The 13554-nt window shown below is 52.9% G+C and carries 8 protein-coding genes and 1 tRNA gene; 3 read left to right on the top strand and 6 right to left on the bottom strand.

The window, feature by feature from the left end; genetic code table 11:
• Positions 1 to 28: 28 nt before the first annotated feature.
• A complete protein-coding gene (gene urtA, locus Z946_RS0113805) occupies positions 29 to 1258 on the bottom strand; it encodes an urea ABC transporter substrate-binding protein (protein WP_152540619.1) in 1230 nt (409 codons plus the stop codon).
• A 655-nt stretch (positions 1259 to 1913) separates the two neighbouring features.
• Here urtA and Z946_RS0113800 point away from each other — a divergent pair.
• The 3 genes from Z946_RS0113800 to Z946_RS0113790 all read left to right on the top strand — a co-directional run bounded on the left by Z946_RS0113800 (position 1914) and on the right by Z946_RS0113790 (position 7398).
• A complete protein-coding gene (locus Z946_RS0113800) occupies positions 1914 to 3056 on the top strand; it encodes an efflux RND transporter periplasmic adaptor subunit (protein ID WP_025056315.1) in 1143 nt (380 codons plus the stop codon).
• The gene (locus tag Z946_RS0113795; RefSeq protein WP_025056314.1) at positions 3053 to 6166 is read left to right on the top strand and encodes an efflux RND transporter permease subunit; all 3114 of its coding nucleotides are present in this window, start codon (positions 3053 to 3055) and stop codon (positions 6164 to 6166) included. Before Z946_RS0113800 ends, Z946_RS0113795 begins: the two co-directional genes overlap by 4 nt.
• 212 nt (positions 6167 to 6378) lie before the next feature.
• The gene (locus Z946_RS0113790; RefSeq protein ID WP_025056313.1) at positions 6379 to 7398 is read left to right on the top strand and encodes a hypothetical protein; all 1020 of its coding nucleotides are present in this window, start codon (positions 6379 to 6381) and stop codon (positions 7396 to 7398) included.
• 375 nt (positions 7399 to 7773) lie between these two features.
• Here Z946_RS0113790 and Z946_RS0113785 read toward each other — a convergent pair whose 3' ends face one another.
• The 5 genes from Z946_RS0113785 to Z946_RS0113765 all read right to left on the bottom strand — a co-directional run bounded on the left by Z946_RS0113785 (position 7774) and on the right by Z946_RS0113765 (position 13553).
• A complete protein-coding gene (locus Z946_RS0113785) occupies positions 7774 to 8454 on the bottom strand; it encodes a sulfotransferase family 2 domain-containing protein (protein WP_025056312.1) in 681 nt (226 codons plus the stop codon).
• A 257-nt stretch (positions 8455 to 8711) separates the two neighbouring features.
• The gene (locus tag Z946_RS21145; RefSeq protein ID WP_160170282.1) at positions 8712 to 11645 is read right to left on the bottom strand and encodes a rhamnosyltransferase WsaF family glycosyltransferase; all 2934 of its coding nucleotides are present in this window, start codon (positions 11643 to 11645) and stop codon (positions 8712 to 8714) included.
• 667 nt (positions 11646 to 12312) lie between these two features.
• Positions 12313 to 12399: transfer RNA gene (locus Z946_RS0113775), tRNA-Leu, on the bottom strand.
• Positions 12400 to 12440: 41 nt separating this feature from the next.
• A complete protein-coding gene (locus tag Z946_RS0113770) occupies positions 12441 to 12998 on the bottom strand; it encodes a tetratricopeptide repeat protein (protein ID WP_025056310.1) in 558 nt (185 codons plus the stop codon).
• A 30-nt stretch (positions 12999 to 13028) separates the two neighbouring features.
• Complete coding sequence (locus Z946_RS0113765; protein ID WP_025056309.1) at positions 13029 to 13553, bottom strand: Lrp/AsnC ligand binding domain-containing protein; 525 nt, start codon at positions 13551 to 13553, stop codon at positions 13029 to 13031.
• Between the last annotated feature and the right edge of the window lies 1 nt (position 13554).

Genomic DNA, 13554 nt, shown 5'->3' with positions numbered 1-13554 from the left:
ACGGGAAAGCCGCGCGTGCCGGATTGGTTTAGTAGTTCGAGGTCAGCTGCACGCAGGTTTCCGTCTCTGTGTTGTACATGCCACAGCCGAGGTCTTTCCAATCAGACTTCAGGACCGCAGAAGCCGGCAGAAAATCGGTCCATGCATCACCCGGAACTTCGGAAGTCTGGCTGATGATGTCGAATTGACCCTCGGCCGTGATCTCGCCGATCAGCACAGGCTTTGCGAGGTGGTGGTTTGGCAGCATGACTGCTGTTCCGCCTGTCAGGTTCGGGAATTCCTGACCGTACATCGCAGTGCGTACCGCATCCACGTTTGTGGTCTCTGCCGCCTTGACCGCGTTCACCCACATGTTGAAGCCGATATAGTGGGCTTCCATCGGGTCATTGGTTACGCGCTCTTCGCCTGCGAACTCTTTCCACGCGGCGATAAAATCTGTGTTTGCATCACTCTCTGCGGACTGGAAATAGTTCCACGCCGCGAGATGACCGACGAGGTTCGAGGTATCGAGACCGGACAGTTCTTCTTCTCCGACGGAGAACGCAACAACCGGAATATCATCGGCAGAGATACCAGCGGCGGCGAGTTCTTTATAAAAACCGATGTTCGCATCGCCGTTAATAGTAGAGATCACGCCGACCTGTTTGCCATCTTCGCCCAACGCCACAACGTCCGCGACGATTGTTGCCCAGTCGGAGTGTCCGAAAGGTGTGTAGTTCACAAAGATGTCGTCTTGCGCGATGCCTTTTTCCTTGAGGTAGCTTTCAAGAATGTTGTTCGTCGTGCGCGGATAGACATAGTCGGTGCCAAGCAATGCAAACTTCTCTACGCCCAGCTCTTCGAGGAAATAATCCGTAGCAGGTATCGCCTGCTGGTTTGGCGCGGCACCGGTGTAGAAGACGTTCTTGGAGCTTTCTTCACCCTCGTACTGAACGGGGTAGAACAGCAGACCATTCAGCTCTTCGATGACAGGCAAAACCGACTTGCGGCTTACGGATGTCCAGTTGCCAAAAATGACGTCAACTTCGTTCACGGTCAGCAGCTCGCGGGCTTTCTCTGCAAAGAGCGGCCAGTCGGACGCAGGGTCTACAACCACAGCCTCTAGCTGACAGCCAAGCAAACCGCCTGCGGCGTTCTGCTGGTCAATCAACATCAACATGGTGTCTTTAAGCGTGGTCTCGGAAATCGCCATTGTGCCGGACAGTGAATGCAGCACGCCAACCTTGATCGGTGCGGCGCAGTCCTGTGCGAGCGCCATGCCACCGGAAGCAGCAAGCGTAAATGCGGACAGGGCAGAAAGCAGAATGTTTCGTTTCGTCAAAGGAATATCCCCCATTGTTCACTGCGCTTCCGACCTTCGTTGCTATGCATCGTCAGGACAGAGTGGTATTCAGGAACCGCAGCTCTTTTGTTGCAGCCATGCGAGGGTCGTTATCGGACAGGATTGCACCTTCGCATGGCATCGAAATGTTCAGATCGGAACACGCAAATCCTTGGACATAATCTACGAACGGGACAGGTTTCTGAGACGACCGACCGCTCTTGCGCGCGCCTTCGCCCAAAAAAGTGGCGCCAAGCAGGTGGAGCGATCAAAACAAGTGCGGTTTTAGAGCGCTTTCTTTATGAAAGCTCTGTCGGCCGCTGGCGCTGAGAATGGCTCAGCTTATTCACCCACTACACTTTGGTCACAACCGGAGGAGAGATTCTCTTGGCCAATCACGTGCAGTTAATGCAGAAGCTCAACCTGCCAAAGCGGTATTCGCCGACGATCCAATGCTTACCACCGCGCACTTATTCGCCCTCTTTCAATTTGGCCAGGCGTTGCAGGGATGGTACTGCGCCCTATTATAGACACACGAGCGGTCGGGACGGCCGGTAAGAGGCAATCCCGCCGAGCGTCAAAGGATGCATCCATGCCCACCGTTAAGAAAACAAGCAACACAGCGGACTCACAAATCCCTGCCCCGTTGGAGTTCACATCTGACAAAGGCGCATCCCGTTCGACATGGATTGCGGCAGCGCTTGTCGTAATGATCGTCGCATGGATGGGCAGTGGTTTTATATTTCCTGCGGCAGAGGAAGCTGAAAGCGATGCACGCGAAGAGCTTGCCCCCGTAGCGGTTGCCGTCACGACGTCGACTGCCGAGACCGTCACGCAGTTTTACCGCGCGGAAGGACAGGCGCTGCCGGATCGTGACACGATGCTGCGGGCGGAAACCTCCGGAGATGTGATCGAAGTACTTGTCGCGAAAGGCGAGGATGTTCAGGCCGGAGACGTGATTGCACGGTTGGACAGCGCCGCGAACGAAGCAGACGCCAACCGCGCAGCTGAAGATCTGGCAAACGCCCAACGCGAATTTGATAATGCCGCCGCCTTGCTCGAGCGTGGTGTCGCCACGCAAGACCGCGTGACGCAGGCGCGTGCTGCACTTGCGGCAGCGCAGGCACAGGTTACTGCCGTGGAACAGGATGCTGATGCCTTGGTCATCACTGCACCGTTCGACGGACGGATCGAGACCCTTGACCTGGATGCGGGAGAATATGTTTCAAGCGGCTCCGAAGTCGGTCGGTTAGTCGATATCACACCGCTCACCGTGGCCATTCAGGTGCCGCAGCAATCGCTCACCCGCCTGAAGGTAGGCCAGTCCGCCACCGTGCTGTTCATCACCGGAGAAGAACGCGACGGCACCGTCACCTTTGTCGGGACATCTGCCGCATCCGAAACCCGCACGTTCCTTGCCGAGGTCGAGATCGAGAACGACGCGGGCGCGATCCCTGCCGGCATCTCTGCCGAAGTCGTCATCCCGACGGGCGAAGTTACGGCACACTTCCTGTCCCCCTCGATCGTCTCGCTTGATACCGAAGGGTCGCTCGGCGTGAAGACTGTGAACGCCGAAGCCGTCGTCGAATTCTATCCGATCGAAATCGTAAAGGCCCAGATCGACGGCATATGGGTCACTGGCCTGCCCGATACCGTCGACGTTATCACTGTTGGTCAGGGCTTTGTGAGCGAGGGTGAAACCGTCGCACCCGCGGCCGGGGAGACATCCCGATGAATGCCATCATTGATGCGGCCTTTTCGCGGTCGCGTGTGGTGGTCATGGCGCTGGTCATGGTGCTGGTTGTTGGCACAATCGCCTATGTCGCGATCCCTAAAGAATCGAACCCAGAGGTGCCCCTGCCCCTTTTCTACGTGTCCACCGGACTTGATGGCATTAGCCCCGAAGACGCGGAACGGCTCTTGCTTGAACCGATGGAAGCCGAATTCGGATCAATCGAGGGGCTAGATACGATGAAGTCCGACGCGTCGGAGGGCTTTGCAAGTATTCAGCTGGAGTTCATCCCCGGCGGTGACAACGACGAAGCGCTCGACAAAGTGCGCGAAGCGGCTGATCGTGCGGAAAGTGAATTACCCGAAGACGCCCGCGACATTACAATTACGGAAATTAACACTGCGTTGTTTCCGATCATCACCGCAATCATTTCGGGCCCCGTTCCCGAGCGAACACTGAACAGCCTTGCCGAAGACATGCAGGAGGAGATCGAAGCCCTTGAGGGCGTGTTGGAAGCCGAAATCGGCGGCCAGCGGTTCGAGTTTCTTGAGGTGCTGATCGACCCCACCGTTTTCCAGACTTACAATCTCTCCTTTGACGAACTGATTGGCCAGATCCAGCGCAACAACCGCCTGATTGCAGCCGGCGCCATTGAGACCGGCTCGGGACGCATTGTCCTCAAGGTTCCGGGGCTGATTGAGGATCTCGAAGACGTCATGGCGATGCCGGTTAAGGTGCGTGGCAATGCCGTTGTCACCTTTGGAGATGTGGCCACAATCCGGCGTACGTTCGAAGACCCCAGTTCGTTTGCACGGATCAACGGGCAACCTGCACTTGCGCTTGAAGTTACCAAACGCTCCGGCGCGAACATCATCGAGACGGTCGCGGCGGTGCGCAATGTTGTTGATGAGCTGCGGGTCGATTGGCCCGAGAGCATCAAGATCACCTATCTGCAAGACCAGTCCAAACAGGTCAAAGACATGCTGAGCGATCTGGAAGCAAACGTCATTGCTGCGGTCATTCTGGTGATGATCGTTATTGTCCTCGCCCTCGGTTTCCGCTCGGCCATTCTGGTGGGGCTTGCCATTCCGGGTGCATTTCTAGCAGGTGTAATTGCGCTTTGGACAATGGGGTACACGATGAATATCGTGGTCCTGTTTTCACTCATTCTGGTCGTGGGGATGCTGGTCGATGGGGCCATCGTCACGACCGAGCTGGCAGACCGCAAGCTTCAGGAAGGAGCCACCGCGCCAGAGGCCTACGCGCTTGCAGCCAAACGGATGGCTTGGCCGATCATCGCCTCCACAGCCACAACGCTCAGCGTGTTCTTCCCACTTCTATTCTGGACGGGCATGGTCGGGGAATTCATGAAATTTCTTCCGATTACAGTGATCCTGACACTAACAGCATCACTATTTATGGCACTCGTTTTTATTCCTGTGGTGGGTGGATTGATCGGTAAACGACAACCTCAAACCGCCAAACAGAAAGCTGCCTTGCACGCCGCTGAAACGGGCGACCCGCGACAAATGACCGGCTTAACCGGCGCTTATGTCCGGGTGCTGCATTGGGCCATTCTGCGCCCCGCCGCGACCCTCCTGTTGGCCATGGCGCTTCTCTTGGGCGGGTTCGGTGCTTACGGTCAGTTCGGCAAGGGTGTCAGCTTTTTCCCGTCGGTCGAGCCAGAATTCATGCAGGTTCAGGTCCGTGCGCGCGACAATTTCTCGATCTTCGAGCGTGACGCACTGGTGCGCGCCGTTGAAGAACGCCTGCTCGGATATGACGAGATTGCCAGCATCTATGCGCGCTCCATGATGTCTGCAGGTCAGGGAGACGAAGAAACAATCGGGACCCTGCAGCTTGAGCTTACACCATGGGACACGCGCCGTACTGCCGCTGTGATCGGCGACGATATACGCGCAACCGTGTCCGATATCGCGGGCATTGATGTTCAGGTACAAACAGAAAGCGGCGGCCCCACGTCGGGCAAGCCCGTCAATCTGGAAATCACAGCGCGCGATCCGGAGTTGCAGACTGCGGTAGTTGAACAAATACGCGAGGTGATGGACCGGATTGGCGGCTTCACAGATGTAACAGACACGCGTCCTGTTCCGGGTGTGGAGGTGTCGATTCTGGTAAACCGCGCAGAGGCCGCCCGCTTTGGTGCTGACGTCAGCCTGCTGGGTCAGGCCGTCCAGCTTTTGACCCAAGGCATCACGGTGGCCGACTACCGCCCTGATGACGTTGACGGATCGCTCGACATCCGCGTCCGATTCCCCCGCGCGGAGCGGTCACTGGCCGAACTTAGCAGTCTGCGGGTGCCGACAACTTCGGGCCTCGTGCCGATTTCGAACTTTGTGACATTCGCACCCTCAGAACGCACAGGCATTATCCGCCGCATCGACGAAAAGCGCGTCACCACCATAGAGGCGAACGTCGCGCCGGGATATCTGGTGAACGATCAGGTCATCGCACTAACGGCTGCATTGGAAGGTGCCGATCTGCCCAAGGGTGTTGCCTATAGCTTTGCAGGTGAAGCGGAGGACCAGCAAGAAAGCATGATCTTTCTGGTCTCTGCTTTTGCCGCTGCAATCTTCCTGATGTTTGTCATCCTCGTCTTGCAGTTTAACAGCTTTTTTCAGGCCTTCGTTGTCATGAGCGCGATCATATTTTCGATCGCGGGTGTGTTGCTGGGGTTGATTGTGACGGGGCGTCCTTTCGGGGTCGTGATGGGCGGGATCGGTGTCATCGCTCTGGCGGGGATCGTGGTAAACAACAACATCGTGCTGATCGACACCTACAATGACTTAAAGAAAACCGGCCTCGCACCGTTGGAGGCAGCCTTGCGCACAGGTGCTCAACGTCTACGGCCTGTGATCCTTACATCCGTGACAACCGCCTTGGGTCTCATGCCGATGGTCATCGGACTGAACCTCAATTTTTTCACGCGAGAGATTGTCTATGGTGCCCCTTCGACACAATGGTGGACTGAGCTCTCGTCCGCGATTGCTGGTGGCTTGGTCGTCGCCACAGTCCTTACGCTCGTGGTCACTCCTGCGATGCTGATGCTGGGCGAACGGAAAGCAGCGCGGGGGGAGGGTGTCGCGAGCTAAGGGGAAGACAACCTCTCGGCAGTAGCGTTATGACCAGCAAGAACAGTTAATGTTCCAAATTCATCATTAAGCTGCCATCGACATAGATTGATGTGCCATGTGCGTTGCACAACATATTATGCCGTACAGTGTTGTGACTTCCTGATGTTTCTGCAAAACATGCTTTTCACGATGTTGTCTTCAGGAAACAACCACGGGGATGAAAACCGATCATGCGCGCGATACTACACATTGGTACAGAAAAGACAGGCACAACATCTTCACAGAATTTTCTGCATGAAAATCGAACACGATTGCTTTCTCAAGATATAGTCTATCCATCTAACCTCGGCGGGATAAATCACAGGTTTATTGCGTCATATGCACTTCAACTTGATACCGCAGACGAATCGATGAGAGCAATGGGGCTTCATACGCAACAACAAATAGACAATTTTCATAGTGATACTGAAGCACGTCTAACTGAGCAACTAACTGCGGCCTCGACGGCACGTTACTGCATCATTTCAAGCGAGCATCTACACTCCAGACTGAGAACAGAAGAACAGGTTCTGTCAATCAAACAGCTACTTGCACCTTTGTTCGAAGATATTGAAGTCCATATTCATCTGCGACCACAAGTTGACGTCGCAATTTCTCTGGCTTCCACTCAATCCCGAGTAGGAGGACGCATAGGAGAAGCCTTTTTTCAAAGTGTTCGCGCTGATCAGATATACTACAATTACGACCGACTTGTTGGCCTTTGGGAAGGTGTTTTTGGTGTCGAAAATGTCCGTTGCCTAGCTTTCAAGGAAACCCCCAGTTACTTAGATTGGTTGGCGCAATACATTGGCCTTGACCTTAAGTCACTTCCGACTCCGAAACGTACTAACGAGGCGCTAGATGTTAACGTCATGGCGCTTGTCAACGCACTCGTCGATAGCGGAAAACAACAACGTGTCGATTTCCGTGTTCTCGACCGTCTGCCAGTGTCAGAAAAACTCACTTTAGACCAAAAATTTGCTCGCCAAATTCAGCATCGTTTCGAAGAGAGTAATCGTTCTCTAATTTCGCGCAGAGACGACCTGCGCGAAGGTCAACTTCAACCGAATTGGGGAAAGTTCCCAGAAACCGGCAATACAGCTGTGTTGGAGCAAAAATGTAATTTCGCTGGTGCTCTTTCAGATCTCGTTAGTCATTACAATAACGTTATTGCCGAACTGACCAAAAAGTCACCACACCCTGGTGGCTAGTTTGTTAAGATAAGAGCGTGAACAACCGCGGAATTAGACCTAAGAAAAAATCTGTTTCTAGTCCCGTCCTCTAGCAAATAAGTTATGAATAGAACTAATATTGTAGCAGATCCTCGATCAAATACCTTACATAAAATTATGGTACAAAAAATAATTACTGCAAACGAAGCGCAGCGCCCATTTAATTTTGCTCTCTGCGGCCGCGAATAGATTAACACTCAAACCAACGACCACGATCATAGCCTATGCAAAATCGAATACATTGAAAAAAGAGATTTCAAATTCGAACTTCGAGAAACCCAAATTGGCAACTAAAGGCGTATCTATTACAACCAGAGCGGCCCACCACCTAACTCTCTAACATATTGGAATACTTCACAAGAACTTTTCTAACGCATACTTATAAAGCTCAAAGTCAAGCTTCGTGTTCTCTTCAATTACGCCAAGTGTATCCTCTGACACTTGAGAGAGATCATATCTACCAACGTTCACATCTCGCTCAACGTTCAATTGTACATCAAGTATTTTCGATAGTTTTCTCATCGAAAACGAAAAGTATTCTTGAAAACCAACAAAGGCGAAGTTCTTATCTAGATTCTCTTTTGCGATATCAAGCGAATTTCTCGAATCGTTCACAATGTTCCGTCCAAGACCTGATACAGAACCAGTCATAAAGTTCCGAAACTCCCAATGATCAGAATTCTGAAAAAAATCATTTATGTCATAAGACTTCCTTATTCGATCTCCCGTAGCGCTTTTGTCCACGTTACGTAGATGGAAATAATGGGAAATAGTTCGCGCTGTAGGGTGTCGCATAAAACAAAAATATCGTGGATTTTCGATATTCCCCCATTGCGAATGTACACCATAAGGCATGTGTCCATAAAAGATATCGACTGCTGAGAGATCTTTCCCAACAAGTGCTTCCTTGTCCGCTTTCCCGTAGATAAAATGAACCTCTAATGGACTATCCTTTAACGATCGCTTCAGAGTTCCGCCAGCAGTCTTAGTCACATGGAGAAACACAAACTTTTCATTTGAATCCGTCTTTAACATATTTGACCGTCGTAACCTCATTATTCCAAATCTCGGCAATAGATCACCGTTCGGGGGACTCTAGTCGTTTCTCTGCGATGCTGATATCGCGTCAAAATTATGACTGCCAATGCTATGGCGATGAAAGGCGAAGCTAGAATTTTCCTTTATGGTGGTCTCTCGCAACTATATCACATTAATCGACGAAACCAGCATTTTTTATACCGCACGACGATCGACAGACTATACCGAGTGATACCCTTTCTGCCCTTTGAATATCACCAATCCGCCGAGCTCACATTCCCGACTTCAGCCCGCCCATCACGCCAGCCGCGATATTTCTCCACGATGTTAGCTTTGCGCATCTCAATTTCGTCGGAGCTCACAGCACGACGGCGACCCCAGGCTTCCATGTCACGCTGCTCTCTGGCGATCCGGTCGTTGATATCGCTCTCGCTACCCTTTCCCAACTCATACCCGAAATGCTCGAGGAAAAATGCGCCTTCGGTTTTCGACCGCTTGTAGGTCTGCTCCGGATCGTAGTCGTGACTGTGATACACCGTCGCGGTAGGTGCGTAGATCTTTGAATATCCCGCTTCGATTATGGTCCGTGCCCAAACCTGATCTTCACCATAGTCGACTTCGGGATAAGGTATCTCGTTCCAGACGGAGCGGCGCATTGCTGAGTTGTTGTCGGAATAGAAATGCAGGAATTGCCGCCAGCCGATATCGCCTTTATCCCAGCGTTCCGGGTCAGTGAACTTTGACAAAACAAGCGGGTATTGTTTCATGTTCTCGAAATGCTTGGTGATTTCTTCGCGCACAAAAATCGGATGGTCGGGATACGCGATGTGACGCCCGAACAGACCCGCAGCATCCGGAACGGCCCGCATCATCTTTACAATGTCAGTTGCCCAGTCAACTGTGGCGGGCATCGCGTCTTGGGTTATAAAGCCGACGAACGGTGCGGTGCCCAACGATGCACCGTAGTTCCGTGTCCGGCCATGCTGAAAATCTTTTTGATCGATAACCGTTAGGCTGACGTCTTTTTGACCTTTCAACCAGTCGATGGTCCCGTCCGTCGAAGTTGAATCCACGCAGTGGATCTGGATCTGATCAGCGATCCGCTGGCTCCGCAGCGCTTCAAGAACAGGCTCGAATTCTTCTTTCCCGTTCCAAGTCGGGATCACCACATCGAACAGTATTTCTTTCGATGCATTAACTGAAGGAGACGCCAACTTGGCACCTTTTTGCGTGAGATAATCCTGAATGGCGGCCTCGACTTCGCGCGCACTCGCTTCCCACGAAAAGGACTTCACCCATTTCAAGGCAGCCTTTCGCTGGCGAAGGCGCTTTGCAGGGTCGTCGATCAACTTCGCAACCTTTGCAGCAATATCGGTGGGAGCAGGTCCGGCGAGTGTTACAGTGTTCTTTGGGAAAATTACCTGCGTGCTCTCGGTGTTAAATTCGATCAGCGGCAGTCCACATGCCATCATCTCCTGCGGAACGAGGCTGTAATTTGTGCCGGAAAAGCAAATCCCGATATCACAGTCGTTATACAGGCGATTGAGTTGCGCAGGGTCCAGAACGCCATGGTTGAAAGCTGCAAACGGCGCGGCATTGAATGGAAGCTCATCCTGTCCAAAGAGATGGACCTCAAAATCATCGCGGGAGTCTGCCAATATCGACAAGCCAGCCAACGCCAATTGGACGCAGCGGCGATCCGTATGCGCGCGCCCGTAAACCGCGACCTTGACGGGCCCTTTGCCGTCAGAGATCTCCGTGCGCTCATCTGACACGAAGTACTGGTCGGGTTCGTAAGCGAGGTAGAAACCCTTCGCCCAGCGTCCGTACCTTTCGGACATCAGCTTTTCCAACCAAGGGCTTGCACAGATACATCCTAGTTCGAATCCGTAGGTCAGCTCCGCCAGGTTTGACATCGAACCTGTCGGGTAGAACTCGGGCTCGTGGTCCTGCACAAAGTACATAGACGTTTTGAAGCCTGTCAGGTCCCTCACAGTCCAGGCTGTGCTCCACCCGGTAGCGATGATGACATCGCCTGACTGAGTGTACAGATCGTCTGAAACAAAGCGTACATCTGCTTCAACACACTGGAAGGACTTTACGATCGTCTCCCATGCGTCCCGTTCTTTTTCATGGAACGTCGGCTCCTCGATCCAAACTGTACATTTGTGTCCAAACAGTTCGAGGTACCGCACCATCCGGAAGATGGTCATATGCCCGCCAGAACCTGGCCGGAAATCAGGCACGACCCAGTGAATATCCAGTGCGTCAGGATCTATTTTCCGAGGAGGCCGTGCTTTCTTTCCTGTGAAGTTGCTGGGACCCAGATCAGGCAGGCCCGGAGTAAGATTTGCTTTCGGCGAAACGGACAGGCGGACTGCACCATCAGGAGAACAACGCCGTCCCTCTTTACGCCCGAACAAAGCATAATGCAGAAACGGGTTCAGGCCGCTTTCACTGATGTCCTGATACGCATCAAGGTAATATGCTGTTGAAAACGATGGGGAAGGATCTTTGAGACCTTTCCATCCTGTCGTCATGTAGTCCGCCAGCAATTCGTCATCGGTTCCGCTTATTTCCGGATAGGACTTCCGGTACCAATCTGCATCGAAGTCATCTTTGACAGCGATCATATCCGTGCGCAGCAGAGCTTCCTGACGGGCTTTTTCCTGATCCCGTTCGAGCCGCTTCAACTCAGCCTGTGCATCGCGTTCGCGCTGTGCCTTCTCTTCCAGCTCACGCTGTTCTTGTTCAGCCTGCGCCTCACGCTCACGTTGCTCACGTTCCGCCTGAAGGGCCGCTTCTTGCTTTTGACGCTCTTCCTCCGCGGCGTCTGCGGCAACTTGCGCCTCATTCTGCGTAGCAAACCGACCTTCGGATTCGCCGAAACGAACAAAATGGATAAGGGGGTTGATATTAACGTCCTTAACGTCTGGATTGTTCGTAAGATAGAACATGGTGGAGAATCGTTCAGACGGATCAACACCTTCGCGCCATCCGTCCATCAAGAACCAAGAAATTACCGTGTCATCGTCGAAAGCAGCTACTTTCGGGCTCGCCTTACGCAGAAATGCAGGGTCGATCCATAACCGGTATCTTTCAAGATCATCGCGCGTCATCAGGTCTTCAGTCTGACCGCTCCAGTTGCTGAGGAATATTTGACGCCCCTCTGCCTCACCGGATTTCATAAAATGTTCCAGTGGGTTAACTTTAGCCTCGGCAACATCGGGGTTCTGATCGAGGTAAGCTGCGACGTTAAAAAAAGCTGATGGGTCACGGTGGTTTCTCCACCCTGTTTTATCAAAATGCTTCTTCAGTTTTCGGTCACTCAATCCTGCTAGATCAGGATTGCAAAACCTGTAAACGTCACAATCGAACATACTCTTCCCCTGCAAATAGACCGGTCGAAAGTCTTGCATCTATAAGCTAACGGCACCGCTAACCACGCCGCTTAAACAACTGGTGTCCCGGTTTTGTAAAGCATTAATGGATGTGGAGGGCTCTCCACAACCCCTACGGGCAGCAGAGTCCCCACGATTGGGGGAGGTCGCCATTCGTTGATTGATAACTGTTCGCGGATACACGGCGGACAAGTGCCTCCGAATTCTAGGTTAAACAGCTTTCACTCACATTTATGTTCTTCGATCTAACAACGTATATTCCGAGCAGCCGCATCTTGGCTTTGAAAGCTAATCCCGTTGTGACACACGGGGGTACAACTTGCAGGGGTGCATCCGTCGATAGCTCAGCCCCGGTCTTTGATCACTTTTAAAGTACTTTAAAAGTTAACAGTGCAATCTGCGATTCACGTCTTTTATGCTGCGAGTAGAGGTATCGGCGGGAGAATTTGCTTTTTGGTGCGGGCGGTGGGACTCGAACCCACACGGGCACAAGGCCCAACAGATTTTAAGTCTGGTATGTCTACCATTCCATCACGCCCGCATTCTTCGCACCTAACCCGATGCCACTGCGGGTGTAAATGGTCAGAGTGACTTACCCTGCAAACCCAGTGGCGCGTCGTCTGCCAATAGCGCCCTTTCAGAGAGCCATGGGTTGTTATCAACCGCAATCAACAACTGATCGCGGGCTTCGTTTATGCGGCCAAGGTTCATCAGCGTGAGGGCGCGCCCGGATTGGGCCGCCACATGATAGGGTTGCAAGGAAATAGTCATATCGAGGTCAGTCAGCGCCGCCTCATGGTTCCCGTTTAAAAAATGGATGTAAGCCCGCTGGTTGTAGCCTTCAGCGTAGGTTGGGCAGTAGTCTACCAGACGGTTATACTCGGCAATCGCACCTGCGAAATCATAGACGTCCCGACGTGCCATGCCTGCATCCAGAACGGTCTGTGCCGCCTCGTCGGGGGCACGCAGCCAGACTTGCCACATCTCGTTCGAGACCCGCCTGCCCTCAGCTTGGGAACGGGCGGCATTCGCCTTGGCGATTAGATTCAGTAATTCGTTGCGTGTATCGCTTGGCTCGGGACACGACGCATGGGCAAAGAGCGGGGCCATGATGGTAGCAAGAACGATAAGACTGCGCATGCAACTAACTTGGCGCAGTTCTTGAGCGGGTCAAGTTCCGTCCGACAACATGGTTTCCTTTACAGCTTCCATCGCGACATAAGTCGACGTGTTTGAAACGTGCGGCAGAGCCGAGATCGTTTCACCCAAAAACCGCCGGTAGGCAGACATGTCGCGGGTACGCACTTTCAGCAGATAATCGAAATGGCTCGCAATCATATGTGCCTGTTCGATCTCTGGCACTTTGGCGACGGCGGCATTGAATGCCCGCAAGGCGACCTCGCGCGTATCGTTCAAGCGCACTTCGACAAAGGCCACGTGATCCAGCCCCAACCGGATCGGATCCAGCATGGCGCGGTACCCTAAGATGACCCCCTGTTCCTCCAAACGCCGCAACCGCGCCTGCGTTGGCGACTTCGACAATCCAATCCTTTTGGCCAGATCGGTAATGCTGATCCGCCCGTCTTCGCCCAAAACTGTGAGAATCGCCTGATCGAAGCGATCTACCCCCGACTGCTCGTTTTTCTCGTACTTCACGCGTTCTACCACCAAATGAACCACATTAAAGTCGATCATA

Origin of the sequence: Sulfitobacter noctilucicola (assembly GCF_000622385.1) — a bacterium.
Lineage (GTDB): Bacteria > Pseudomonadota > Alphaproteobacteria > Rhodobacterales > Rhodobacteraceae > Sulfitobacter > Sulfitobacter noctilucicola.
The sequence above is the reverse complement of the archived record's forward strand: the minus strand, read 5'-3'. Positions and strand labels throughout refer to the sequence as shown.

Excerpts from the sequence above, each read along its gene's own strand:
- urtA (WP_152540619.1), bottom strand. The coding sequence starts at position 1,258 with ATGGCGCTCGCACAGGACTGCGCCGCACCGATCAAGGTTGGCGTGCTG.
- Z946_RS0113800 (WP_025056315.1), top strand. The coding sequence starts at position 1,914 with ATGCCCACCGTTAAGAAAACAAGCAACACAGCGGACTCACAAATCCCT.
- Z946_RS0113795 (WP_025056314.1), top strand. The coding sequence starts at position 3,053 with ATGAATGCCATCATTGATGCGGCCTTTTCGCGGTCGCGTGTGGTGGTC.
- Z946_RS0113790 (WP_025056313.1), top strand. The coding sequence starts at position 6,379 with ATGCGCGCGATACTACACATTGGTACAGAAAAGACAGGCACAACATCT.
- Z946_RS0113785 (WP_025056312.1), bottom strand. The coding sequence starts at position 8,454 with ATGTTAAAGACGGATTCAAATGAAAAGTTTGTGTTTCTCCATGTGACT.
- Z946_RS21145 (WP_160170282.1), bottom strand. The coding sequence starts at position 11,645 with ATGAAATCCGGTGAGGCAGAGGGGCGTCAAATATTCCTCAGCAACTGG.
- Z946_RS0113770 (WP_025056310.1), bottom strand. The coding sequence starts at position 12,998 with ATGCGCAGTCTTATCGTTCTTGCTACCATCATGGCCCCGCTCTTTGCC.
- Z946_RS0113765 (WP_025056309.1), bottom strand. The coding sequence starts at position 13,553 with ATGATCGACTTTAATGTGGTTCATTTGGTGGTAGAACGCGTGAAGTAC.